The organism is Serratia sp. PL17 (assembly GCF_017832355.1).
Lineage (GTDB): Bacteria > Pseudomonadota > Gammaproteobacteria > Enterobacterales > Enterobacteriaceae > Serratia.
This window is the reverse complement of sequence record NZ_JAFIBY010000005.1, coordinates 275,020-300,543: the sequence shown is the minus strand read 5'-3', so window position 1 is coordinate 300,543 and position 25,524 is coordinate 275,020. Positions and strand designations below refer to the sequence as shown.

The following is a 25,524-nucleotide window of genomic DNA, read 5'->3' as shown; positions in this document are numbered from 1 at the left end:
TTACCTTTTGAATTCAATTGCAGCTGGATCGATAGCACCATTAGATTTCTGGACAATTCCTTTAATAATTGCTCTCTCTTGCTCTACTGACACACTTTGCCCACGCACATCAATAATGACTCGCTGCTGCATTCCTGTCGGTAAATTCTCAGCACGCTGGATCGCCTGTTTAGACACATTATTGATCAGCCCGCTCTGATTAGTCGCAATGTTATAGTTCTTCACTTCAACACTACAGACATTCCCCTTACACCAGTCAGGGCGAACCCCACCTTTTGTACCGTAGGGAACTTCTTTACCATCCTTGAAGCTGACTTGCTCACGCCATCCGTCACCGAGATCTTTACCTACATCAATTTCTGATTGCCTATGACCTGGGCGTATTGTGGTTGCTATCTCATCACTGGCCTTATTAATCAGTGTCGAAGCTTCAGCAACATCCCCTTTAGCCAGCGCTTTCTCTGCCGCTTTCAGCACACCCGCTGCAACACGCTCTCCCGGTATAAGGGAAGCGGCCACGTTGAGATAATCCAGTGCTGACTGTGCCTCCGCTGCACTTTTTATAGTACCCACCACCGGTACAAAATCTGCACCCGTTGACACCATATCTTTCAACGCTTCACGCCGTTCCGTGTACATCTTCACCGAGCAGGCTTCGGCGCTCATTCCGCCGCAGTTTACCTTCTTATAGCGCTCGTTTTCAGCCTCAACGTACTCACCAGCTTTCTGCTCCAGCGTTTTACCTTCAGACTGCGCCTGTACAATATCACTCAGCGCATTATTCTCAACCGCATTCTTGCCGCTTTGCGCACCGGCCACTGCATCCGCAGTACCGTCACCCACCAGTCCGCCGGCCAGCCCTGCGGCTAATGTTCCCAGCGCACTCAGGGTCTGTTTTTGGTCTTCCGTCAGGTTTTCGGGCTTCACATCCGGGTAAAGCTCACCCGCTATGTAGCGCGCCATCAGTTCCCCGCTGGCCGCACCGGCTGCCCCCGCCAGGGCGCTGTTACCGCTGGCTTTGGCCGCTACCGCCCCCCACACCGCATGCGCCATCGCGTTCGCCGCAACGTTGGTGCTGCCGTCAGCATTGGTCGTCATCGCCTTGATGACCCCGGCCGCATAAGGGCTAAGCCCCCCGGCCATCGCCTGCGCAAGATTGTTGCCCGCCAGCCCCTGAATCGCCGCCGTGGCCGCCTGCATGCCTTTTTGAACTGAGCTGCCAGTACCCCACTCTTTCTGCGTCGCTTTGTAACTGTCTGTCGCGTGCAACTTCTCGTTGTAGGCTTTCCACTCTTCCTTGTCAGCCCCTTTCTCCGGCTCTTTGATCCCTTTCTTCGCTAGCTCTGCCTTGCCCGCATTGATGGAGCGGATATCCCCCTCCGTCCGCGCAATGTCCATCGCCTGATTGCCGATCTCGCCGATCAGCTGTGCCTGCTGCAACCGTTTCTGCTCTTTCTCTTTGTCGAAGATCGGGCTTAACGTCTGGTTGGCGTGCTCGACGTCGCGGCTCAGATCGTTGACGTTCTGCGTCTGTTTGTCCTGATCGCGGATGATGATGGTGCCGTCACTCACCGCAGATTTGGTGGTGGAGCTGTCGTGTCCGCTGTTGTTGGCGCCCACCAGCAGGCCGTTGGCCATGTTGCCGGCGAACTGGCTGCCGATGCTGCCGCCGGAGCTGATGCCCACGCTCTGGTGTTCTACCTCGAAGTCCGCCTGATTGTGGATGTCCTTAAAGCCCAGCGTGCCGGTATCGAGTTTGTTTTTATCCGCCGTGGCGGTGCTGCCGATCACCGCGCCGTTAAGCTGGGTGTGCTCGCCCACCGTCAGGTCAAAGCCACCTTTACCGGCGAAGATACCCGTCTGCTCCTGCACGCTGTCGTAATTGCTGTGCATCTTGTCTTTGCTCAGGCTGATGCTGCCTGAACCTGTCATGGAGCCAAAGGTGAAGCTGCCGCCGGCGCTGGCGTTCTGCTGTTTGGAATCGTAACGATCGCTGTCCTGCTGGCTTTCCAGCAGCAGGTTGCGGCCCACGTCGGCCTTGACCGATTCGCCGGTGACCTGTGCACCGATCAGGTTGGTATCGCGCCCGCTGATAATGTTGACCTGATTACCGGCGTTAACCGTGGTTTCGGTGTGGCTGGTGCCGTTGCCTTTCTCGTTGCCTTTGCCCTTGTTGACGCTGGCGGAAACGCTCAGCCCAATGCCGCCGGACCCGACACCGATACCCACGCCCAGCGTACCGCCCTGGCTCTCGTTCTTGCCGTCCAGATACTGGGTGTTTTTGGCGGAAAGCAGGTTCACGTCGCGGTTGGCGTTCAGGGTCACGTCTTTGCCCGCTTGCAGTTGGCTGCCCTGCACCAGAATGTCGCCGTCCTGGCCCTTCACGCCGTTGCCGCTCGCGGTGATGCTCAGGTTGTTGCCCGCCGTCAGGCTGCTGCCCTGCGCGGTGCTCTGCCCGCTGTTTTGAGTAGAGGTGGAAGACTGGGAGCCATAGGAAATGCTGATCCCCACCATGTTGTTATTGGCCGGATCCGCGCCCTGTGCCTGCGCCAAACGCGCAGCCTGCACGGCCTGCACACCGCTCAACGCCGCTTTGGTACCCTGCAGTGCCGCCAGGCGGCTGTCGTCAGTGGATTTTGCCTGTTGCGAGGTTTCTACCGCGGTGTTCAGCGCACTGCCGACCGTACCGGAAAGCGCCAGCGTCAGGCCGGATTTTTTCTGCTCAACCTTGTGGGTCTGGCTGTTTTCATCCTGCGCCTGCGTCACCGACACATTCTTGCCGCTCAGCGCCATGTCCTTGCCGGCCACCAGCTCGGAGCCGGTCACCGCCAGATTATTGCCGGCCCCCAGGGTGACATTGCCGTTTACGCTACCGACGGTGCTGCCCTGATTGGTCAGCCCCTGTGCGGTGTCCGTGGTTTTCAGGCTTTCGGTGCCGTAGCTGATGCCGATGCCGCCGCTGCTCATCAGGCCGGATTTTTTCTCCTGCTTGAGGTGCAGTTCGCTGTTGCTTTCGGTCGCACCGGTGATGCTCAGATCGTTACCTGCCAGCAGTTTCACATCCTGAGTCCCGGCCACGCTGCTGCCCTGTACCCGCAGATCGTTGCCCGCCAACACATTAATGCTGTCGCCGCTCAGGGTGCTGCCCTGCACGGTCTGGCGATCCAGGGTGTCGCGGGTGGTGGTGGTGGTTTTCGACATCAGGCCGTTACCACCGGTCACCTTGTGGCGCTCGTCCAGATCGAGGGTGTTCTCACCGCTGAGAATATTGATGTCATGACCGGCATTGAGGTTCAATGCATCGCCGGCAGAAACCGTTGCCGCATGGGCAGTGATATCGTTCCCCGCGTTGAGGGTTACGGCCCCTTTGCCCACCACTTCGCTGCCTACCTGCTGGCTGTTGCCCTGTTTCAGGCTGTTGTCGCCATCCCAAACCAGGGTGTCGCGGCTGGCGGTAGTCACCGTATTCAGGGTGAGATCGCGTCCGGCATTCAGCACCGTTTGGCCGTTCTCACCGCTATTGACCACCTGCGCCGCATCCAGTTTGATGTCGCGACCGGCGTGCAGCATCAGCTTGCCGTCGGCCCCCTGCACGTACATGCCCGCCACGCTGTCGATGTTGGTGCGCTCGAAGCTGTTGGCACCGTTAACGCTCTGCGCCGTTCGGGTGGTGCTGATGGCATTGATGTCACGTCCGGCGTTGGCCAGCAGCGCGTTGTTGCCCTGGATCACCCCACCGATATTGTTGATGTCGGTACGAGCAATCAGGCCAACGTCAGCCCCCTGAATGTTGCCCGCCACGTTGGTGATATTGGCGGCACTCAGTTTCACCACTTCACGCCCGGCGATATGGCCGCTGTTGAACAGGCCTTCGCCCAGGTTGAGGTTAACGTTACGCCCGGCAATCAACGCACCGGAACCGTCCAGATCGCCCGGTTGCATGCGGGCATACACCTGCGGCACCAGTACGTTTTGCTGGCTGCCGTCCGGCAGGGTGACTTTGGCATTCACCAACCAAACGATGTCTTTGGTCAACAGCCCCATTTGCTCTGGCGTCAGCGCCACGCCGACCTTCAGGTTATATTGCTGACTGAAAGCCAACCCCTGATCCATCAGCGCCTTAAACTGTTCTTCGTCGTTGTTGTAACCGTCCAGATAGCGCTGGCCGGTCAGATTGATCACCTGTTCACGGATCAGCCGCTGCTCGTAGTAACCGTCACCCAGGCGCTTCAGCACGTTGTCCGGGTTATTGGTCGCTTTAGCCAACATGTAATCCGAACCCAACCAGGCTTTTTGGTTGGTGAAACGCGGATCGGTCTCCACCAGGTACTGACCACCCGGTGCCGGATTGGTCTTGAACAGGCTGTTGTCTGGCAAGCGGGTGTCTGGCCCGACAATACGCACCACGCTGTCTGCCGCGTCACCCTGTTGGCTATTAACCTTGTTGGCGACTTCGAACTGCTGGCCCGGTTGCAGTGCCACCGCTTGAATCACCGGCAGCGCACCGCTGCCGATGGTCTGCATTCCAGCGGAAATATCGGTGCCGGTGACCACCGCATTGACCCCACCAGCAGCGCCGATGGCGGTATTGGTGCCCTGCTGCGTCAGCGGTGCAATGGCGATCGGGTTGCCTGCCACCTGGCCGTGGTCAATCAGTTGGCTCGGTTTCAGTGCAATGGTCTGAATGGTGGTCGGCGGCGTATAAGCCGTGGCATCGTGCCCCTGCTTGTCTTTCCCTTTCTTCTTGATGCGGTAGTAGCTGGTCACTTCGCCGACGTCGGTGGTCAGGCGCTGGCCCGGTACCGCCACGTTATCCACACTGCCGGCGTTAATCGCCAGCGTCCCCCCCGCGATCACCTGGCTCTTGTCGTTCAGCAGATGCCCGGCGTTGATCGCCATGTCGCCGCCCGCAATGATTTTGGCCGGATCGCTTTCCTTGATCTGGGTTTCCTGCACCCTTCGGTTGTAGTCGTATTGGCTGAATCTGTCGTTGTTATGACCGGTCTTCCCGGGGGTGTTCAGGTTCAGCAACGAGTCTGATGAATTGCGGTCAACAAAGACGCCCTCTTCCCCTGCTTTCCAGCGCACCGGATCGCCCGACTGCTGGTACTCGGTGACTTTTTCGTTGGAAACGGTGACCAATTCGGTACTGAAACGGTCGTTGACGTTATTGATCTGCCCAGCCGATATAGCCATGTTGCCCGCAGATTCAATGGTCGAGCTGTGATTGTTAATGGTGCCTGCCTGACCACTGGCCAGAGAGTTGGCATCCAACAATCCGCCAATGGCCATATCGCCACCGCTGTAAATCAACCCGTGATCGTCGTTATTCAGCGTTTGGGTGCCGATATCCACCCGCTCGCGCCCGGCTAGCGTCGCGGCGGTGCCGTTCTCCGCCAGGTTGTTGAAGGTCGCAGTTTGCACGCCGATGGCGTCGCCATAAATACGGCCGGTGCCGATGTTATTCAACGTGTTGGCCGTCAGCAGGGTGTGCTTGCCATCGATCAGACCGTAGTTGGTCAGGGTGCCGTTCACCGTCAGCCAATCCTGCCCGGCGTTGATCTCGCCGCTGACGGCGTTAAACAGGTTATTGGCGTGCAGATCCAGCTTCGCACCCGCCAGCAGTTTGCCGCTGTTGGTCACATCGCCCGGCGTGGTGAAGTTGAAATTACCGTTGGCAATCATCTCACCGCTGTTATTGATGCCCTGTGCGCTGACCAGATTGATATCGCCCAACGACAGCAATTGCCCGTCGCCACCGACCGCTGCTGCATTGATGTCCAGCAGCTTACCGGCTTTGATCGTGCCGCCGGTGTTCAGAAGATTAAGCCCTGCCCCCTGCAACTGCAGGTTTTCACTCGCTGCCAGTTGGCCAGCGGTATTATCCAACTGCCCACCGTTGGTCAGGGTGAGTTGTTGGTTAGCCAGAATGCTGCCACCACGGTTGCTTAACGAACCGGTGTTAAGCGCTACGGATTGGCCTTCCAGCCCTTTATTTTCCGCCTTGGTGCCGTCGTTGATGAACTGCAACGCATTAAGCGTCACGGTAGCACCGCTGCGGATCAGCCCCAGAGCGTTGTCGATAAGCCCCTGCGCGCTGTCCAGCAACAGATTGCCGACCGCCTGAATTTGCCCGTTACGGTTATCCAAACCCGCGCTGGCAAGCCGGACCGCCTTCTCACCGATGATCCGCCCGCCGTTACTGTTGTCCAGTTTCAGTGCCGTCAGGGTGAAATCGCCTTTGGCGCCCAACGTACCGCCCTGGTTATTGAGGTCACCGCTGCTGAGTTGCAACTCGCCTAAGCTGTGCAAGGTGCCGTTCAGGTTATCCAACAACTGTCCGTGGGTGTCGACGCGCATATCACCGCCCGACTGCACCAGGCCACTCTGATTATTCAGGCCGCCCGCGCCGGTGGTATTCAGCACCAATGCCTGTTGCGCAACCAGTTTGCCGCCACCGTTCAACAGCGCTTCGGCGTCAAGCTGCAAGCCTTTACCGGCGATGACTACGCCCTGGCCGTTATCGAACACACCAGTGGTAAGGGTCATAGCGCCCTGGCTGGTGATGCCGCCTTTGTCACCGCTGTTGGCATTAGTCAGCCGAGCGACAGTCAGATCTAACCCTCCACCGCTCTGGATCAAGCCACCGTCGTTGTTATTGAGGCTGTTGCCATGCAGCTCCAGCGCCGTCTGTGCCGCCAATTGGCCCGCGCGATTTTCCAGCAGGCCAACGTTAATCTTCGCCGCATCGGCGCTGACCAAGGTGCCCCGATCGTTCACCAGGTGCGCGCTGTCCAACTGCAGTTTTTTGCCTGCGCCAATCACCCCCAGATTACTGTTATCCAGCAATTCTTCGGCGTTCAGCACCATATCCTGGCCGGATTTAATCGCCCCCCCCTGATTATTGGTCACCTTGGTGGTCGCCGACAGTTGCTTCTCGGAAGCCAGCGTGCCGCGGCGGTTATCCAGTTGATCGCCATGCAGTTGCAGGTCACCTGAACTGGCGATAAAGCCGGCCTGGTTATTCACGTTACCGCTGGTGATCGCCAGTTTGCCCAGGCTGCTGATCCCGCCATTCTTGCCGCTGTCGAGGTTGCTCAAGGCCTGGCCCTGAGTATCGATGCGCGCATCGCCACCCGCCTGCAATAGACCGCCGTCGTTAGTCAGCGCCAGGCTGTTGATGTTCAGTGTTTGCTTGCCGACCAACGTGCCTTTGCTGTTATCGAGCGTTCCGGTGAACAGATCGGTCGCGCGCGCGCCCACCAGCATGCCCTGGGTGTTGTCCAGCGCACCACTGTGGATAGTCAACGTACCCTGGCTGAGGATACCGCCGGTCTCACCGCTCAGGCGGTTGCTCAATGCTGCGCCCTGGGTGTCAAGATGCATGTTGCCGGCAGATTGCAGCAGGCCGCCGTCATTGGTCAGCGCTCCACTGCTCAGGCTCAGATCGCCTGTGGCGGCGATAATGCCCTGCTGGTTGTTCAGCGCGCCCTTGCCGAACGCCAGTGAAAGCGCACCACCTACCACCTGCCCGGCCTGATTTTCCAGCCCGGCACCGGTCAGTTGTAGGGCCTGTTTGGCCTCGATACGACCACCGTGATTATCCAGCGCCTGTCGCGCCGCCACCTCAGCGCTGCCCGTCGCGGCAGAAACCAGCCCTTTGCGGTTATCCAGCTTGTCCGCCTGCAGCTGCGTGTTGCCGCTGGCCGCCAGTTGCCCCTGTCGATTATCGATGGCACCACTGACCTGAGCCTTCAGGCTGCCGTCCTGCGCGGCAATCACTTTGCCGCTCTGGTTATTTAACTGCGCGGCATTCAGCGTTACATTGCCGTTGGCCGCCAGTTGGCCGTCCTGATTATCGATCCCCTTCCTGGTGCTAAGGCGCATTTCACCCGTGCCGCTCTGTACCAGTTGCCCCTTGCGGTTAGACAGGCTCCCGGCATCCAACGCGATGTGCTGCGCCGATGTCGTGCCGCCGTCCAGCACGTAGTCGCCACCCTGCATACTGAGCTGGCCGTTGGACAGCAGTTTGCCGCTATCGCCCTGCAGGCGGCCAGTATTCACCGCCAGCGAGCCTTTGCCCGCATGTACGATTTCACCGCTCTGGTTATCGATCGCCTCGGCCGTCAACGTTAGCCCGTTACCGTTACTGGCGATGCGACCGCCGGCATTATCCAATTTACCCTGTGGGTTCAGCGTTAAATCATCACTGCCAAGCTGGGTGATTTCGCCCTTCCGGTTCGACAAATCATGTGCATTCAGCGCCAGTTTATTCGCCGCCAGCTTGCCACCCTCATTATTGAGGAACTTGCCGCTGCTGGCCGTCAGCTGCTGCGTGGCTTCAACCTGCGCATTGGCCGTGGTCAAGTCCCCAGGCCCCGCATCCAGCGTGACTTGAGTAGCAGCAGTGCGGCTGCCGCTGATGTCCATACCCTGCCCATTAGCGTGCAGATTACCCGCCGCCAAATTTTGGCCCTGCGCGGTCAGTTTGCCGCTGGTGGTCAACGCCAGTTCGCCGCTGCCACCCAGCTTGCCATCTTGCTGCACACCGGCTGCCAGCGTACTGCCTTTGCTGCTGTTCAGGCTGGCTGCCTGGATGCGCACATTATTGCGCGCGGCGATAGAGCCGCTATTTTGCACATCCCTTTCACTACTGACACCAGCATTACCTGCTGCAAACAGCGAACCGCTGTTACCGACGCCGCCTTTCGACGCCAGCTGCATGTCGCCGCCGCTGCTGATTTTGCCGCTGTTTTCAATACGACCGTCGGCGGTTACCACCACGCTACCGGCTTGTGCGCCGATATTACCGGCATTGCGCACCCCGACGCCGGTTTCGGTACCGATCATGCGGATCTTACCGGCATACATACCGCCCAACTTCGCCACGTCTACCGCCAATTGCGGGCGTGTAGCGGGATCGTCACCTTGTTTGTCGATCTGCTGATGCGCCGCATCGACCTTGTTGCGACCGGTCGTGACCTGAAGATCGTTAGCCCAAAGCCCAGCGTTGATCTTCGTCGATCGCGCAATGATCTCGGTATAATCCTGCCGTGAACTGTCCATACCGGCACCTTCAACCACCACTTCGCCGCGTTCAACGTTAAAGCCCGTCAGGTTGCCGTTATTCATTTGCGCCTGGCCGGTGGTTAGGGTGGCTCTGTTGGCATTGATAAAGCCGCAGCCATTACAGGTAATGCCGGACGGGTTGGCGATAACCACTTGCGCACGCTGGCCGGCCACTTCGATATAACCGTTCAGGCGACTCGGATCCCGGGAGTTGACCTCATTGAGGATCACCTTGGCTTCACCTTTCGCCAGCCACGGGTTACCGTCGACCCAACCGCCCTGCTGCGTCTGGGTCATTTTATGGGAGTTGTTGAGGATCGCGCCCTGCTTGTCGACATCAAACTGGCTGTAGGTATTACGAGAAACCCCGCCGGCGCTTGGCGTTTGGATATTGACCTGTGGCGTACCGTTGGCGCTGTTGACGATGGTCGGCTGCTGGCCACCCGGCGCATTACCGTCGGCAATAATCGCTGCCTGCACCGGCTGTATAGCCCCCAGAGCTATCAGTAAACTGAAGCTAACGGGGCTGATTTTGCCGATACACTGGCTCAGCGTATGGCCCAGACCCGGTGAACGAGCAGACCCGGCACGACCGGAACGGGCGATATCCGCCACCACCATCAGCATGCCACGCGCTTTGTTGAAAACGATACGATACAGGTTCTTGTTCATGGCAATGTCCTTATTGAATTTCTGATGGCTCGACGGCTAACGGGCGGTCCGCCCACCATTGCTGCGCTTGCTGATGGCTGACCTGTGCACCTTTAAAGTTCACCACGCGTTTGCCGCGTTGCGCCCCCCGGTGATACAACGCCCGTACACACAGGTGCGGGAATATCTCCCTGACCATCAGATTACGCATTTCCCGCGTATGGCCGAACGGCGCGATCCAGTCGCAGAACCACAAGCGATCGCCGCTGTTCCAGTCACTTTCTTGCATATTTACTGCCGGTTGCGTCAAATAGCGTGCTTCAGCGTCTTGACTCATCCAGGCCCAACTGAGGAAAAACACCGGCTGATTTTGCTGTGAAACCAACACATATTGTTGTCGCTTGATGATCGGCAGCAACAGTGTCGGTAGCGTGTGCAGCGGCGCATCGCGATGCATCGGCGAATGCATCCACAACCAGACGGCAGCCCCAAAGGCTTCCGCTTCACTGTCGTCACCACCGAGGATCAGCGGTGCTCTGATATCGTATTCGCCTATGCGCATCGTCGTGCCCTCAGTAGTTCCAGCTCAGGTTAAAGCCCAGGGTGACCGGGCTGGTGCTGAACCTCTCAGGTTTGGAAAACGGCACGCCGGCAAACAGATCGTAACCGACCTTAAAGGCATAGCCGCGCAGGCCAACCACGCCACCGGCCAAGTGTTGACCGGCCAGATAGTCAGAACCGTAGCCCCCCACTTCGCCGTAGTCGGCACCGAGGTACAGTTCTTGCCCCTGCAATGGCGTGCGCCAGGCCAGATCGTTACGGACGAACCAGCCGTGGTTAGCGTTCAGGGTGCGCTCGCCGTCAAAGCCGCGTACCGTCCAACGGTTGCCGATAGCAAACTGGTCTTGCGGCGTCAGCGGCGTAGTGCTGATCTGGCGCTGGTATTGCACGTTGTAGCGAAAGTTCTGGCTAAACAGGCTGAATGGCACGTCAAGCTGGGCATTTAGCTGCACAATTTTGCTCAGTGCAGTGGCTTCGCCAAAGATCTCTTCCGGCGCAGGCAATGCGCCGAACCAGCGGGTGCCGCGTTGATAACTGACGCCCGCGTCCAACGTAGCCTGTTGAATATAGTGGCGATGCTGTAATCCCAGCCGCCAACCGGAGGTTCGCCGTCGCTGCACGTCCACTTCAGTGTCATTGATGTAGTTGCTGGATTCGCGTGCCAGCACGTCGTAGGTCAGCGTGGTTTTCTGGCTGCCGTTTCGGTGCAGCACTCGGCTAAGCTGGAAATCCAGGTTCTTACTCTTGCCGCTGTAACGGTAATCCTGATTCTGACCGGCAATAGTCTGGTGGTAGTCATAACTGTTAGCGGTCACCCCGGCCATCCAATAACCGAACGGCACCGAGTAGTGCCCAGTAATGTTTTTGGAGCCTTTGCCACCCTGGTTTTGCAGATCGGTAGATCCCGAGATATAGAACAGATCGCTGAGTGAGAACGGGTTATCCAGCGATAGCGTCAAGCCCCCCTGATAACGCCCGGTGCTCTTGGTGCCAGAATCATCCAACGAAGCGCCAATGCGCCACATGCGCTCCTGCTTCCAGCTCAGGGCAATATCACTTTCTCCGGGTTGTTCACCGGGAATGATTTCCATGTTGGCCTGTACCGTCGGCAAACGCTGGAGGTTTTCCAGCCCTTGTTCGATATCACGCAGATCCAGCAGGTTGCCGGCATGGGCCGGGAATGTGCTGTAGGGTTGAATGTAATGGCCGCTGTCCGCCGTCAGTTTCACCTGCCGCACGTAGCCCGGCACCACCACCAACCTCAGCTTACCGCTTTTCAGATCCTGCGTCGGTGCCAACACGCGGGTGGTGATATAGCCGTGATCCACCAGCCGGTTTTGCAGGGTACTCATCAGCAGGTTAATGCCCTGCCCGCCCAGGCAGCGGCCCTGCGCCTGATCGGCGATACGCTGCAACGGCAGCCAATGAGGGAGTTTGTCCTGACCGGTTAACACCACCTGATCGATAGGGAAGCAGGTTTTTTCCTGCGGGAAAGCAATGCGGCCAAAGCTGGACGAAGGCGGAGACAAACGCACATCCGGTGTCGGTGGTGTCAGCTGTTGCTCCAGCGCCTTTTGTCGCTGCTGCTGTATGATCAGCTGTTCGTTGCTTGTCGTTGCCGCGTGAAGCGGTAGGCTGTATATAAACAGCGGCAAGACAACGGAGCCTAATGGAATACAACCCTTACGCACAACAAGGCTGAGCGACGAGTAGGCGGAATGGCGCATGACTTTTTCCCTGTCGAAAGACAAATAAAAGATAAGAATTGTAAAAAAACGCAAACATTATGCGCACGAATAGCTCACGATCAACTTAATTTTGGTCCGTAATGGGCGCCAGATAACAAAACACCTAATATAAACACCGTGCGTCACTCATATATCCGACCTAAATAACACCCAAAAGAAACATGTAAGACATTGATATATTTAAGATAAAATTAAAATAAACTTGAGGCATCTATTAATTAACATGAATAATTGCATCTAAACCATGCAATTATTCATCACGGCGCGATTATACTCAGCAGCCACCTTGATTTAGGAAATATCCTATTTAAAATCACCGCCACATTTTATTATCCGTATTTGGAAATTACACTTTCCATTAATCTGACTTTTATTTTTTAATTATAATTGTCAACACGTTACTTATTCCCTCTTGCTATAACTTATTTCCTATTTCTGCATTTTATGGCCCGCCATATGCGACTTTACCAGCAGGTTTCGGATTCTTTCGTTGCAATGCTAAACCGGTTCTTCTATTTTAGCTCGCCATCTGACACGGGTGAAAACAGGGGTTGAACATGGTTAATCGCGTATGGGTGCTGGGTGACGCAGTCGTCGATCTGGTTCCTGAAAATTCAAACAGTTATCTTAAATGTCCCGGCGGTGCTCCCGCCAATGTGGCGGTGGGTATCGCCCGCCTGGGCGGCGACAGCGCCTTTATCGGCCGTGTGGGTCAAGACAGCTTTGGCGCATTCTTACAGCAGGTGCTTAGCGAAGAGCAGGTCGATACCCGCCATCTGTCACAGGACCCCGACCACCACACGTCCACTGTGGTGGTGGATCTCGATTTGTCGGGCGAACGCTCCTTCACTTTCATGGTCACCCCCAGCGCCGACCTGTTCCTGCAACCTGATGATTTGCCCGATTTCAACGCAGATGAATGGCTACACGTCTGCTCTATCGCCCTGTCGCAGGAGCCAAGCCGCAGCACCACGTTTACCGCCATGGAGAACATCAAGGCAGCCGGTGGCTGGGTCAGTTTTGACCCAAATATTCGCGAAGAGGTTTGGCGTCAGCCGGAAGCGCTGCGTCCCTGTTTGCAAAAGGCGTTGCTACTGGCGGACATCGTGAAAATCTCGAAAGAAGAGCTGAATTTTATCAGCAGTATCGGTGAGTTAGAGAGCGGCATCGATTGGATGATGCAGCGCTACCCGCTCCGTTTACTGCTGGTGACACTCGGCAGCGACGGTGTGTGCATGCACGACGGTAAGCAAATTCGTCACTTCCGCGCCCCATCGATCACCCCCGTCGACACCACCGGCGCGGGCGACGCTTTCGTCGCCGGTTTGCTGGCGGCACTGGCACAGCTTGGTACTCTGCCACAAGAAGAACAGTGGTCAGCAGTCATCGCTCAGGCCCAGGCCTGCGGCGCACTGGCCACCACGGCCAAAGGTGCAATGACCGCGTTGCCACGGACCGACGAGTTGCAAGATTTCCTCCAGCGTTAGTCCGTTAAGCGTACATCCGGCCCCCAATCCCCTCGCCTGAACCATTGGCTCTGGGGGCCAGAGCACACCATTTTCATCATTAGGGTGTAATTTGCGGGTTTGATCACAATAGCTGAATCGGGTTAGCAAACTTGATTGCAAGCCGCCTTTCAACTCACTATCTTCCATCATGAAAAACCGGTTTAGCAATTTAGCAAAAATAATAACAACCTTCCCGGATGATAGAAAATCATGAAGAAACTAAGCTATCTGGCAGTAACAACAGGGCTCCTTATCTCTACCTCTGCGGCAGCAGCAGGCGCCAACGACAGTATCGAAGCGCGTCTGAATGCACTGGAACAACGGCTGCAACAGGCCGAACAGCGGGCCAGTCAGGCAGAAACGCGTGCTACGGCAGCGGAACGCAAGGCCCAGCAATTGGAGCAACGCACCGCCAACACCGAGCGGCAAACCGTGCAGGTGGCACAGCGCACCGCGACGTTGGAAACCCACGCCGCACCAGCCAGCAACCTGCAACTCACCGGTTTAACCGATCTGAAGCTGTACGGGGACGTCGAGTTCAACCTGGACGGAGCCAGCCGCAGCGGCCAGCTTACGTCGCTGAAAGGCAGCGACAATAAAGACTGGAAGCCCGGCAACAAGGAACGTTGGGATATCAACGGCCGTATTCTGGTCGGCGTTGACGGTTACCGCCGCAACCCGGACGGCAATTTCTCCGGCTTTAGCGTGCAGCCGCTGGCGGACATGACCGGCAAGATGAACCTCGACGATGCGGCCTTCTTCTTCGGCAACGAAAAGAACTGGCAGACCAAGATTGGCCGTTTTGAAGCCTACGACATGTTCCCGCTCAATCAGGACACCTTCATCCAGTATTCCGGTAATACCGCCAACGATCTGTACGCAGACGGCTTCGGTTATATCTACATGATGAAAGAAGGCCGTGGCCGCAGCAGCAGCGGCGGCAACCTGATGCTAAGCAAGTACGCCGGTGACTTCTACTTTGAACTCAATACGCTGGTGGAAGACGGCACCTCGTTGTTCCAGGACGACGCCTACCACGGCAACAGCCTGGATAAGAAGAAAAACGTCACCTACCTGCGGCCGGTAATTGCCTGGAAAAAAGACCAGCTCAGCGCGGCCGTCGCGATGGAAAGCAACGTGGTCAACAATGCCTACGGTTATCATGACAACCAGGGACAATTCGTCGATCAGTCCAAACGTAACGGCTACGGCATGACCCTCAGTTGGAACAACACCGCCACCCATCCAGACAACGGCGTGGTCGCCAACCTGAGCACCGCCTATCTCGACGCCTCTGGCGAGCAGGACTTCACCGCCGGAATAAACGTGCTGTGGCGCCGCTTTGAAGTGGGTTATATCTACGCCCACAATAACATCAAAGAGTTCAATACTGCCGGTATGGCGGCCGACATCAGCAACCCGCTGAGCGAGCCGGGCAAATATGACATACACACCATTCATACTTCGTACCAAATACCAAACATCATGAATATGAAGAACTTCAATTTGTATCTCGGCGCTTACGTTTCAATGCTGGAAGCCAATGCTGAGAACAAGATCGCCAACGCCAACAACGATCAGCGCTATGGCGTGCGTGCCAGATTCAAGTACTTCTTCTAACGCTGCTGAACTGATTTCCGCCGCGAAAAACCGCGGCGGTATTTTTATTGATTAAGGGAGTGAACATGGACATTACCGCAACCGCCAACGCGCTGTTGCCGCTACTCGGCGGCAAAGAAAACATTGCCAGCGCCGCCCACTGCGCCACGCGTCTGCGCCTGGTGTTGGTGGATGACAGCAAGGTAGACAAAGTGGCGATCGGCAAGCTGGACGGCGTGAAGGGCTGCTTTAGCAACGCCGGACAGATCCAGGTGATTTTCGGCACCGGTTTGGTCAACAAGGTACACGCGGAATTTATCAAGGCGGCCGGCGTCAGCGAGTCCAGCAAGTCTGAAGCCGCCGACATCGCGGCAAAGAAACTTAACCCGCTGCAACGTATCGCTCGCCTGCTGTCGAACATCTTTGTTCCGATCATCCCGGCGATCGTCGCCTCTGGCCTGCTGATGGGCCTGCTTGGCATGGTGAAAACCTACGGCTGGGCCGATGCCAACAGCGCTGTGTTCGTAATGCTGGACATGTTCAGCTCTGCGGCGTTTATTATTTTGCCGATCCTGATCGGCTTTACCGCAGCACGTGAATTTGGCGGTAACCCCTATCTCGGTGCCACACTCGGTGGCATTCTTACCCACCCTGCGCTGACCAACGCCTGGGGCGTCGCCGGCGGTTTCCACACCATGGATTTCTTCGGGTTGGAGATCGCCATGATCGGCTATCAGGGCACGGTGTTCCCGGTGCTGCTGACAGTGTGGTTTATGAGCATGCTGGAAAAGCAGCTGCGTAAAGTGATCCCCAACGCGCTGGATCTGATCCTGACGCCGTTCCTGACGGTGGTCATTTCCGGCTTCGTCGCCATGCTGTTTATCGGCCCTGCCGGCCGTGCGCTGGGTGACGGCATCTCCTTTGTCCTCAGCACGCTGATCACCCATGCCGGCTGGTTTGCCGGTTTGCTGTTCGGCGGCCTGTATTCCGCCATCGTGATCACCGGTATTCACCACAGCTTCCACGCCGTCGAAGCCGGGCTGCTCGGCAACCCGAATATCGGCGTCAACTTCCTGCTGCCGATCTGGTCGATGGCCAATATTGCCCAAGGCGGTGCCTGTCTGGCGGTCTATTTCAAAACCCGCGACGCCAAGATTAAAGCGATTGCGGTGCCTTCAGCCTTTTCCGCCATGCTCGGTATTACCGAAGCCGCGCTGTTCGGTATCAACCTGCGTTTTGTGAAGCCCTTCCTGGCGGCGCTGGCGGGCGGTGCGCTCGGCGGTGCCTGGGTAGTGGCCAATCACGTCGGTATGAACGCGGTCGGGCTGACCGCAATCCCGGGGATGGCGATCGTGCAGGCCAGTTCACTGGTGAGCTATATCATTGGCCTGGTGATCGCCTTCGGTAGCGCCTTTATTCTCTCATTACTGCTGAAATACAAAACGGACAGTGAATAATGGAAGAACACGACTTAATGAAACAGGCTGTTCAAGCCTTGATGAGCGGCATGCCAAAGGCGCTGCGCGACCCGCACCGCCCGGCGTGGCATTTGGCGCCTAGCGTCGGCTTGCTTAACGATCCCAATGGGTTCATTCAGCATAACGGCGTCTACCATCTGTTTTATCAGTGGAATCCGCTGGGCTGCGATCACCGCAACAAATGCTGGGGCCACTGGCAATCGACGGACCTGGTCAATTGGCAGCATCAGCCGGTAGCCCTGGTGCCGGGTGCCTGTTACGACAGCCACGGCTGTTATTCCGGTTCGGCGGTTGTGGCGGACGGCAAGATCACGCTGGTCTATACCGGCAACGTGAAATACGCCGAGGGTTCTCGCACCGCTTATCAGTGCCTGGCGCAAGAGAATACGCAAGGCGGCTACGACAAACTTGGCCCAGTGTTGCCACTGCCAGCAGGTTATAGCGGCCACGTCCGCGATCCAAAAGTTTGGCGCCATCAGGACGCGTGGTACATGGTGCTCGGCGCACGCGATCTGCAAGATCGTGGCAAAGTCCTGCTGCTGCGTTCCGACGATCTACGCAGTTGGCAATTGCGGGGGGAAATCGCCGGTTCGCAGCTTAACGGCATCGGTGACTTCGGCTATATGTGGGAATGCCCTGACCTGTTCACGCTGGACGGTGTCGAGGTGCTGATCTGCTGCCCGCAAGGGCTTGAAGCGCAGGCCGAACGTTACCTCAACGTTTATCAGGCTGGCTATTTCACGGGTAAGCTGGATTATCAACGGGCCACTTTTGACCATCAGGACTTCCACGAGTTGGATGCCGGATTCGAATTCTACGCACCGCAGACCACCCTGGCCGAAGACGGCCGCCGACTGCTGGTGGGTTGGATGGGCGTGCCAGAACAGGACGAGGATTATCATCCGACGCGGCAGTATGGCTGGATCCACACCATGACTTGCCCGCGCGAACTGTCATTGCAGAACGGCAAACTGTACCAACAACCGGCACGCGAACTGCAACAGCTGCGAGGCACAAGCCAACAATGGCAAGGTGCCGCCGACAGTGCGCCGTGCTTGCCTGTCGATAGCGCGGAGCTGCTGCTGACACCGCAAGGGAGGTTCAGCGCTAACGTCGGCGATGCCATTGTGCTGGACTGGGACGGTGCCTTGCTGCGGCTGACGCGTAACAACCTGCGCGACGGGCAGCCGGAACACCGCTACTGGCGCGGTGATCTGGCCCACTTGCAGATACTGTTTGACCACTCCAGCGTGGAGATCTTTATCAACCACGGCGAAGCGGTCATGAGTGCACGCTACTTCCCCGGCCCGCAACCGCTGTTGCAACTCGGTGGTGATGCGCACCTGGCGCTCGAACACTGGTCGCTGGCGCCATGCATGCTAGAATGACGCATCCTTCGATGAACTCAGATGCCGTCAGTGAAAAAAAATAAACGCATAACCATCAGTGATGTTGCCGCACTGGCCGGCGTGTCTAAATCGACCGCCAGTCTGGTGCTTAACGGCCGCAGCAAGGAATACCGGGTGTCTGATGACACCCGCGATCGTATCTTGGCACTCGCGGCCGAGCACCACTACCAACCCAGCTTCCACGCCCGTTCGCTGCGTTCTACGCGTAGCCATACGTTGGGGCTGGTGGTGCCGGAAATGACTAACTACGGTTTTGCGGTAATCTCACGCGAGCTGGAAACCCTGTGTCGCGAGGCCGGTTTGCAGTTGCTGATCGCCTGCACCGATGAGAATCCGGCACAAGAAATGATGGCGGTGAACAGCCTGGTACAACGCCAGGTCGACGGTCTGATTGTCGCCTCCAGCCAGCTCACCGATACCGAGTATCAAAAAATCAATGCTGGCCTGCCGGTGGTGCAGATGGACCGTCTGATTACTGGCTCCGACCTGCCGCTGGTGATCACTGACTCGCTGACATCGACCGCCACCCTGGTTGAAAACGTGGCGCGCCAACACCCGGACGAGTTTTATTTCCTGGGCGGACAACCGCGCATCTCACCAACACGTGACCGGCTGGCCGGTTTTCAGCTCGGCCTTGAACGTGCCGGAGTCGTCTGTAAACCAGAATGGATCATCAACGGCAATTATCACCCCAGCTCCGGCTACGAGATGTTCGCTCAACTGTGCGCACAGCTAGGCCGGCCGCCAAAAGCGTTGTTTACCGCCGCCTGCGGCCTACTGGAAGGGGTATTACGTTACCTGAACCAGCACCAGTTGATGGAAAGCGATTTGCATCTGTGCAGCTTCGACGATCACTATCTGTTCGACGGCCTAACGCTGAAAATCGACACCGTGGCGCAGGACTGCCGCGCGCTGGCACAACACAGTTTCGACATGGTCAGCGCACTGATTGACGAGCGGCCATTAGAACAGAATGCGCTATACCTGCCGGGCAGTATCCACTGGCGGCATGCCGGTTCTAAAGCACTGCTCGACCAGCACCCGGTTTTTCCTTTTCCCGGTTAAGGAGCTCAACATGAGCCGTGAGATTAATAAAGATACCCAGCTGTGCATGTCGCTGGCAGGCCGCCCAGGCAACTTCGGTACTCGTTTCCACAATTACCTGTATCAGGAACTGGATCTGAACTTCATCTACAAGGCGTTTACCACCCAAGATATTCAGGCTGCGGTGGGCGGCGTTCGCGCATTGGGTATTCGCGGCTGCGCGGTATCGATGCCATTCAAAGAGAGCTGTATTCCCTTCCTGGACGCGTTGGATGCTTCCGCCACGGCGATTGAGTCGGTCAATACTATTGTCAATGACAACGGTTTTCTGCGGGCTTACAACACCGACTATATCGCCATTGCCAAACTGTTGGCGCAACATCAGATCCCGGCAGAAACATCCTTTGCCCTGCGCGGCAGCGGCGGCATGGCGAAAGCGGTCACCGCAGCACTGCGTGACGCCGGTTTCAAAAACGGCCATATCATCGCCCGCAACCCGGAGGCTGGACAGGCTCTGGCTAGCGCATACGGCTACCAGTGGCTGGCAGAAGTGGGTGAGTTACAGGTGGATATGGTGATCAACGTAACGCCAATCGGCATGGCCGGCGGTGTAGAAGCGGAGCAACTGGCCTTCGCGCCAGCGACTGTCGATGCAGCGAAAATCGTCTTCGACGTCGTGGCGCTACCCGCGGAAACGCCGTTGGTTCGTTACGGGCGTGAACACGGTAAACGCGTGATTACCGGGGCAGAAGTGATTGCATTGCAGGCGCTCGAGCAGTTTGTGCTTTATACCGGCGTACGCCCAACCGATGAGCAAATCGCTCGCGCTGCGGCGCACGCTCGCGGCTAAAGGGTGTTGAACGTTAGGGGCTGAGCAGATGAGCCAGCGCTTAACGTTCTAACGACAAGCCAGCAAACGCAAAATATTCCTCGCACCGTGGAATACTCGCTGGATCCTGACGTTATGTTGCATCGCAGTAAAAACGATAAGGTATTTGCCATAGGCGCTAATCCTGACGTTCCGGCCAAGCTCAGGGCGCTTTTGATAGGTGTCCGGCGACTCGCCGATACGCTGGCATTGGCTATACAAACTCAGCGCACGCACCGGATTTTCCTGCGCAATAGAGTCGCCAATATTTTCAATGTCACATATCGCCGCCGACGATATTGTTAGCCCCATTAGCCACTTCCATTATCCACCATCCGTTGGTATTTAGTCCGTAAACGCGCAAATGCTTCCTCCGCCGGGACTCCCTCACCACTTTCGATTCCCTGCGCAATAGCGACTCGCAACTGTTCAATTTTCATCGCCCGCTCATGCTCTTCGAGCAGGCGTAGACCTGCTCGAATCACTTCACTGACGTTGCCATAACGCCCGCTGTCAATTTGCTCATGAACGAACCTTTCAAAATGAGGGCTTAAAGCAATGCTCGTTGGCATGTCCGACCCAGGAAAGTAGTGTTAATTACTATCTATTAGTATTTTCATGTGTTGAAGGCGCGTCATGCTCATGTACAAAATTCAGGCAATAAAAAAGGGCGCCTGAGCGCCCTTCCAGCCATTGGTGATGTCAGCCCGTTATTTGGCGGCGCCTTCCATCCCCACCAGCCCCACTTTCAGGTAACCGGCTTTACGCAGCGTATCCATCACGCTCATCAGCGTTTCATAGTCCACGCTCTTATCCGCCTGGAAGAAGATAGTGGTCTCTTTGTTCGCCTGCGTCCGTTGATCCAGCACCGACGTCAGTTGATCTGCACTGACAGCTTGCTCGCCAACATAGAGCTGTTTGTCCGCTTTCACCGACAGGAACACCGGTTTTTCCGGGCGCGGCTGCGGTTTGGCGGAGGACGCCGGAAGATCGACACGGATATCTACCGTTGCCAGCGGCGCGGCCACCATAAAGATGATCAACAGCACCAGCATAACGTCGATAAACGGCGTCACGTTGATTTCATGCAGTTCGCCGCTGTCGTCCAAATCTTCATTTAAGCGCATCGCCATAACTCACCCCACCCGCAGTTGGTGTGAATGCTGTGAACGTTTGGCTTCCGCCGTGGCGGCCAGATCCAAATCGCGACCCAGCAACAGCAGAACCTGCGCCGCTACGTCGCCAACCTGTGCACGGTGGCCGCTGATCACGCGGGCAAAGATGTTATAAATCACCACCGCCGGGATCGCGGCGACCAAGCCCAGAGCGGTGGCCAGCAGCGCTTCTGCGATGCCGGGTGCAACGACTGCCAGGTTGGTGGTCTGCGAGTGGGCAATGCCGATAAAGCTGTTCATGATGCCCCAAACGGTACCGAACAGACCGACAAACGGCGAAATGGCACCGATGGTCGCCAGGAAGCCATTGCCACGGCCCATATTACGGCTGTAGCCCGCTACGCGGCGCTCCAGACGGAAACCGGTACGTTCCTTGATGCCGTTGTTGTCGTTGGATGCCGCCGACAGCTCCAGCTCGTTCTGTGCATCGTTCAGCAATACGGAACTGATGCTCTCATCCGAGAAGCTTTGCGCCAGCTCAGAGGCTTCGTCCAGCGAGCGGACGTTGGCTAACGCCAACTGTTCACGGCGCAGACGGCGCTTGGCGCGGAACAGTTCGCTGCCTTTAGAGAACAAGATGGTCCAGGTGACAATAGATGCCAGCACCAAACCGATCATCACGATTTTTACCACGATGTCCGCATGTTGGTACATGCCCCAAACGGACAGGTCCATACCGCGGGTTTCTGGCGGTTGGATGGTCGGTTGTGGGTTCACCGGCGTGACATTTTCCGGCGTGGCTGCAACAGCAGGCGCCGCAGCCGGAGTAACGCTTTCGGTAACGGCTGGATTAGCCGCCGGTGCTGCCTGAGCGCTACCGGCCAGACCCACCACTAATACCATTGAAGCGATCAGACCGCGGCCGAATGCCTGGCCCCATTGCGCCCGGCCCTGACCGAACGATCCTTGATTTAAATTCTTGCCAGCCGTTTTCACGCTGTGCCTCCACCCGTTACCAATCAAAATTGAGGAATAATTCAGCGTGCGATCATATCAAACCACTCAGGGATTGATAGTAGTTCTCATTATTATTTACCAAATAATCGGGAAAATTATCGCCACGGCGTCCGCAACGCTCTCCCGCTAACCCATTCGCGACCTGTTCGGCCCTATAAGCACCTTTTATAAGGTTTTTCGTCACTTTTACGGCACAGGGCTGCAACAACGTCATCGTTTTATCGCATTTTGTCGTCACATCACGAATTTACCGATAAATCCGCTTGGTCATTGCGGCCCTGCAGAAGGATGACGTGCAGGAACAGCATCGGGCAGAGGATTGCATCCGTTTCTGCATTTGGCGGTTAAAACGTCTGGATGGCTATTAAATGTCATGCTAACGTAAGGACTCTCGTAAATGGCCCGTGAAGACCCAATAAGGTGAGCCCGCTCCCATGACGTCAAAGAACATCGAAACCACCCTGATCGGCGCCGGGCGCAGCAAGCGCTATACACAGGGCTCCGTCAATCCCGTCACCCAGCGCGCTTCTTCACTGGTCTTTGATTCCGTCGCAGCCAAAAAACACGCCACCGCCAAGCGTGCTCATGGCGAGCTGTTTTATGGCCGGCGCGGCACCCTGACCCATTTCGCGTTGCAAGATGCGATGGTCGAACTGGAAGGCGGAGCGGGTTGTGTGCTTTACCCTTGCGGTGCGGCGGCGGTTTCCAACGCCATCTTGTCCTTCGTCAGCGCTGGGGATCACCTGTTGATGACCGGTTCTGTCTATGAACCAACGCAGGATTTTTGCACCCATATCCTGAGCCGTATGAACGTAACGACGACCTATTTCGATCCATTAATAGGCGCCGATATCGCCGGGCTGATTCAGCCCAATACGCGCGTGGTGTTCCTTGAATCGCCGGGTTCGATCACCATGGAGGTTCAGGATATCCCGGCGATGGTGCAGGCTATTCGTGCTGTGGCGCCGGACGTGGTGATCATGATCGATAACACCTGGGCAGCCGGCGTACTGTTCAAGGCGCTGGATTTCGACATCGATATTTCGATTCAGGCGGGCACCAAATACATTATTGGTCATTCCGATTACATGCTGGGCACTGCCGTAGCAAACCCACGCTGTTGGGATCAATTGCGTGAATACTCTTATTTGATGGGCCAAATGGTGGATGCCGATACCGCTTATATGGCCAGCCGCGGGCTGCGCACGCTGGGTGTGCGTCTCAAACAACACCAACAGAGCAGCATTGAGGTCGCTAACTGGTTGGCCGACAGGCCTGAGGTGGCCGTGGTCAATCACCCCGCGCTGCCCAGTTGCAAAGGCCATGAGTTTTACCGTCGTGACTTCAGCGGCTGCAACGGCCTGTTCTCTTTTGTACTGAAGCAGCGTCTCAGTGACGTGCAGTTGGCCGATTACCTGGATAACTTCAACCACTTCAGCATGGCGTATTCCTGGGGAGGCTATGAATCACTGATCCTGGCTAACCAACCGGAAGAACTGGAAGCCATCCGTCCGGCGGGCGGCGTCGATTTCTCCGGCACGCTGGTGCGCCTGCATATTGGCCTGGAAAACGTGCAGGATCTGATCGCCGATCTCGCCGCCGGGTTCGAGCGTATTACCAACGCGCACTGATACATCGCCTGTTACAGCGGTAATTTTATTCGCCTCGTTTAATGTGTGCTTAAGCTATTAGCGGTACACTAGGCGGGTAACTGTCAGATACGGTCAACACCGCATCCTGGGGTACGTGGCTCCAGGCGCAACCGGCATGCAACAGGATATATAATGGATGTATTACGAGAGATTGTTCATGCGCTTTGGCAGCAGGACTTCATAGCCCTTGCCGATCCAAGCGTCATTTGGGTGGTTTATGCTGTACTTTTCACCACGCTATTCTTAGAAAACGGATTACTGCCAGCTTCCTTCTTACCCGGTGACAGCTTATTGTTGCTATCTGGCGCATTGATCGCCAAAGGCGTAATGGCCTTTGTGCCTACGCTGATCATTTTGACCCTTGCCGCCAGCCTTGGTTGTTGGCTGAGCTACCTGCAAGGCCGTTGGCTGGGCCACACTAAACTGGTAAAAGGCTGGTTGCTGCAGCTGCCCGCCCAATATCACCAGCGGGCGCACAACCTGTTTAACCGTCATGGCCTGATGGCACTGGTGATTGGCCGTTTTCTGGGCTTTGTCCGTACCTTGCTGCCCACCATGGCCGGCATCTCTGGCCTGAACAGCACGCGTTTTCAGTTCTTTAACTGGTTGAGCGCCGTAATTTGGGTGGGTGCCGTAGTTGGCCTCGGCTACGCCTTCAGCCAGATCCCGTTAGTGAAACGCTACGAAAGCCAGGTGATGACAGGGCTGATGATCCTGCCGCTGGTTCTGTTGCTGGCTGGCCTGCTGGGTGCCATGTTGGTTATCTGGCGCAAAAAACGCGCAGCCTCTTCCTGATGCGTTAACGGGCGGCAGTTGCCGCCCGTACAGTTCAATCCGCATTCACCTGCAATCTACCCTTCCATCATCAGCGGAGGGTTGTCGCGCAGCCGGGCCACTTCGTCGCTCGGCGTCACGCCGAAGAAGCGTTTAAATTCGCGACTAAACTGCGAAGCGCTCTCATAGCCAACGCGGATCGCCGCGGTGCTGGCCTTTAAACCATCATGCACCATCAGTAAACGGGCTTTGTGCAACCGATAGGATTTCACATACTGCAACGGCGAGGTATTCGTCACCGCTTTGAAGTTATGGTGGAACGCCGAAATGCTCATGTTCACCTCACCCGCCAGCTGTTCGACGTTGAGGCTGTCCGCGTATTGGTTCTCAATGCACCGCAGCGCCTTGGCGATTTGGCTAAAGTGGGTATGGCGATTAACCAGCTCCTGCAGCGACGCTCCACAGGCACCACGCAATATGTAATACAGGATTTCACGTACAATCTGTGGCCCCAGCACCCGCGCGTCGAGCGGTTTGGCCATCACATCCAACAAGCGTTCGGTGGCGCACAATAGCTCTTCCGATAATTCAGCCAGGTTCACCCCACTGCTTTCTCGGCGCGGTTTCATCAGGTAGTCATCGTCGCCGATGTCGATCAGCAAATCCTGCAGCATCTGGCTATCGATATTCACGGATAACCCCACCAGTGGCAATTCTGGGCTGGCAAAGGTTTCACATTCGAAGGGCAAGGGTACCGTCATCAGCAGATAATTACGCGGGTCGTATTGGAATACCCGGTTACCGCAGTAACCCACCTTGTGACCCTGGAAAATGATCACTACCCCGGGTTCGTACATCACCGGTTGACGTGGGCAATGGCGGTCGACGTAGAGGATTTTCACCAGTGGCACTGGCGAGGGCGTATAACCGTTACTCTCGGCAAAACAGGCTGCCTGGCGCGCCATGCGGCTGCGCAGCTCATCAATGTCACTCACAGAAACACCCTCTTACACTAAGAATAATCCGGCATA

At 56.8% G+C, this 25,524-nt stretch carries 16 protein-coding genes; 8 read left to right on the top strand and 8 right to left on the bottom strand.

Annotation, left to right across the window (positions count from 1 at the left end):
* The 3 genes from JOE25_RS17705 to JOE25_RS17695 are packed head-to-tail and all read right to left on the bottom strand — an operon-like array spanning position 1 to position 12,008.
* Positions 1-9,741, bottom strand: coding sequence for a hemagglutinin repeat-containing protein (locus JOE25_RS17705; RefSeq protein WP_245209958.1), 9,741 nt, complete (start codon positions 9,739-9,741; stop codon positions 1-3).
* Between the two features lie 10 nt (positions 9,742-9,751).
* The gene (locus tag JOE25_RS17700; protein ID WP_209637396.1) at positions 9,752-10,282 is read right to left on the bottom strand and encodes a toxin-activating lysine-acyltransferase; all 531 of its coding nucleotides are present in this window, start codon (positions 10,280-10,282) and stop codon (positions 9,752-9,754) included.
* Positions 10,283-10,292: 10 nt separating this feature from the next.
* The gene (locus tag JOE25_RS17695) at positions 10,293-12,008 is read right to left on the bottom strand and encodes a ShlB/FhaC/HecB family hemolysin secretion/activation protein (protein ID WP_209637394.1); all 1,716 of its coding nucleotides are present in this window, start codon (positions 12,006-12,008) and stop codon (positions 10,293-10,295) included.
* Between the two features lie 578 nt (positions 12,009-12,586).
* On the opposite strand from JOE25_RS17695, the gene JOE25_RS17690 reads away from it, so the two are divergent.
* The 6 genes from JOE25_RS17690 to JOE25_RS17665 all read left to right on the top strand — a co-directional run bounded on the left by JOE25_RS17690 (position 12,587) and on the right by JOE25_RS17665 (position 19,917).
* The gene (locus JOE25_RS17690; RefSeq protein ID WP_209637392.1) at positions 12,587-13,516 is read left to right on the top strand and encodes an aminoimidazole riboside kinase; all 930 of its coding nucleotides are present in this window, start codon (positions 12,587-12,589) and stop codon (positions 13,514-13,516) included.
* A gap of 231 nt (positions 13,517-13,747) precedes the next feature.
* A complete protein-coding gene (locus JOE25_RS17685) occupies positions 13,748-15,157 on the top strand; it encodes a carbohydrate porin (RefSeq protein ID WP_209637390.1) in 1,410 nt (469 codons plus the stop codon).
* A 65-nt stretch (positions 15,158-15,222) separates the two neighbouring features.
* Entirely contained in the window at positions 15,223-16,593 is a 1,371-nt protein-coding gene (locus JOE25_RS17680) for a sucrose-specific PTS transporter subunit IIBC (protein WP_209637388.1), read from the top strand.
* The gene (locus tag JOE25_RS17675) at positions 16,593-18,002 is read left to right on the top strand and encodes a sucrose-6-phosphate hydrolase (RefSeq protein ID WP_209637387.1); all 1,410 of its coding nucleotides are present in this window, start codon (positions 16,593-16,595) and stop codon (positions 18,000-18,002) included. The genes JOE25_RS17680 and JOE25_RS17675 overlap by 1 nt, the downstream gene beginning before the upstream one ends.
* Positions 18,003-18,023: 21 nt before the next feature.
* The gene (locus JOE25_RS17670; protein ID WP_209637385.1) at positions 18,024-19,088 is read left to right on the top strand and encodes a LacI family DNA-binding transcriptional regulator; all 1,065 of its coding nucleotides are present in this window, start codon (positions 18,024-18,026) and stop codon (positions 19,086-19,088) included.
* Positions 19,089-19,098: 10 nt separating this feature from the next.
* Positions 19,099-19,917 (top strand): shikimate 5-dehydrogenase, encoded by an 819-nt coding sequence (locus tag JOE25_RS17665; RefSeq protein ID WP_209637383.1) that lies wholly within the window; start codon positions 19,099-19,101, stop codon positions 19,915-19,917.
* 48 nt (positions 19,918-19,965) lie between these two features.
* Here JOE25_RS17665 and JOE25_RS17660 read toward each other — a convergent pair whose 3' ends face one another.
* The 4 genes from JOE25_RS17660 to exbB form a co-directional block, all read right to left on the bottom strand.
* Positions 19,966-20,247, bottom strand: coding sequence for a type II toxin-antitoxin system RelE/ParE family toxin (locus JOE25_RS17660; RefSeq protein WP_209637381.1), 282 nt, complete (start codon positions 20,245-20,247; stop codon positions 19,966-19,968).
* Positions 20,247-20,507, bottom strand: a complete 261-nt coding sequence (locus JOE25_RS17655) for a type II toxin-antitoxin system ParD family antitoxin (RefSeq protein WP_209637379.1) — start codon at positions 20,505-20,507, stop codon at positions 20,247-20,249. The genes JOE25_RS17660 and JOE25_RS17655 overlap by 1 nt, the downstream gene beginning before the upstream one ends.
* A 138-nt stretch (positions 20,508-20,645) precedes the next feature.
* A complete protein-coding gene (gene exbD, locus JOE25_RS17650; protein ID WP_037416623.1) occupies positions 20,646-21,068 on the bottom strand; it encodes a TonB system transport protein ExbD in 423 nt (140 codons plus the stop codon).
* Positions 21,069-21,071: 3 nt separating this feature from the next.
* Complete coding sequence (gene exbB, locus JOE25_RS17645) at positions 21,072-22,046, bottom strand: tol-pal system-associated acyl-CoA thioesterase (RefSeq protein WP_209637377.1); 975 nt, start codon at positions 22,044-22,046, stop codon at positions 21,072-21,074.
* Between the two features lie 455 nt (positions 22,047-22,501).
* Here exbB and metC point away from each other — a divergent pair, with 455 nt between their 5' ends.
* Both metC and JOE25_RS17635 read left to right on the top strand, forming a co-directional pair.
* Positions 22,502-23,698 carry a cystathionine beta-lyase gene (gene metC, locus JOE25_RS17640; RefSeq protein ID WP_209637375.1) on the top strand — a complete coding sequence of 399 codons (1,197 nt, stop codon included), beginning with the start codon at positions 22,502-22,504 and terminating at the stop codon, positions 23,696-23,698.
* A 153-nt stretch (positions 23,699-23,851) separates the two neighbouring features.
* Positions 23,852-24,514 (top strand): DedA family protein, encoded by a 663-nt coding sequence (locus JOE25_RS17635; protein WP_209637373.1) that lies wholly within the window; start codon positions 23,852-23,854, stop codon positions 24,512-24,514.
* Between the two features lie 56 nt (positions 24,515-24,570).
* On the opposite strand, the gene JOE25_RS17630 is transcribed toward JOE25_RS17635, so the two are convergent.
* Complete coding sequence (locus tag JOE25_RS17630; RefSeq protein WP_209637371.1) at positions 24,571-25,488, bottom strand: AraC family transcriptional regulator; 918 nt, start codon at positions 25,486-25,488, stop codon at positions 24,571-24,573.
* Positions 25,489-25,524 lie beyond the last annotated feature (36 nt).

Coding starts and splice junctions, on each gene's coding strand:
- JOE25_RS17670 (WP_209637385.1), top strand. CDS start 18,024: ATGCCGTCAGTGAAAAAAAATAAACGCATAACCATCAGTGATGTTGCC.
- JOE25_RS17655 (WP_209637379.1), bottom strand. CDS start 20,507: ATGCCAACGAGCATTGCTTTAAGCCCTCATTTTGAAAGGTTCGTTCAT.
- JOE25_RS17690 (WP_209637392.1), top strand. CDS start 12,587: ATGGTTAATCGCGTATGGGTGCTGGGTGACGCAGTCGTCGATCTGGTT.
- JOE25_RS17700 (WP_209637396.1), bottom strand. CDS start 10,282: ATGCGCATAGGCGAATACGATATCAGAGCACCGCTGATCCTCGGTGGT.
- JOE25_RS17675 (WP_209637387.1), top strand. CDS start 16,593: ATGGAAGAACACGACTTAATGAAACAGGCTGTTCAAGCCTTGATGAGC.
- JOE25_RS17685 (WP_209637390.1), top strand. CDS start 13,748: ATGAAGAAACTAAGCTATCTGGCAGTAACAACAGGGCTCCTTATCTCT.
- JOE25_RS17660 (WP_209637381.1), bottom strand. CDS start 20,247: ATGGGGCTAACAATATCGTCGGCGGCGATATGTGACATTGAAAATATT.
- JOE25_RS17635 (WP_209637373.1), top strand. CDS start 23,852: ATGGATGTATTACGAGAGATTGTTCATGCGCTTTGGCAGCAGGACTTC.
- exbD (WP_037416623.1), bottom strand. CDS start 21,068: ATGGCGATGCGCTTAAATGAAGATTTGGACGACAGCGGCGAACTGCAT.
- JOE25_RS17695 (WP_209637394.1), bottom strand. CDS start 12,008: ATGCGCCATTCCGCCTACTCGTCGCTCAGCCTTGTTGTGCGTAAGGGT.
- JOE25_RS17680 (WP_209637388.1), top strand. CDS start 15,223: ATGGACATTACCGCAACCGCCAACGCGCTGTTGCCGCTACTCGGCGGC.
- JOE25_RS17705 (WP_245209958.1), bottom strand. CDS start 9,741: ATGAACAAGAACCTGTATCGTATCGTTTTCAACAAAGCGCGTGGCATG.
- JOE25_RS17665 (WP_209637383.1), top strand. CDS start 19,099: ATGAGCCGTGAGATTAATAAAGATACCCAGCTGTGCATGTCGCTGGCA.
- metC (WP_209637375.1), top strand. CDS start 22,502: ATGACGTCAAAGAACATCGAAACCACCCTGATCGGCGCCGGGCGCAGC.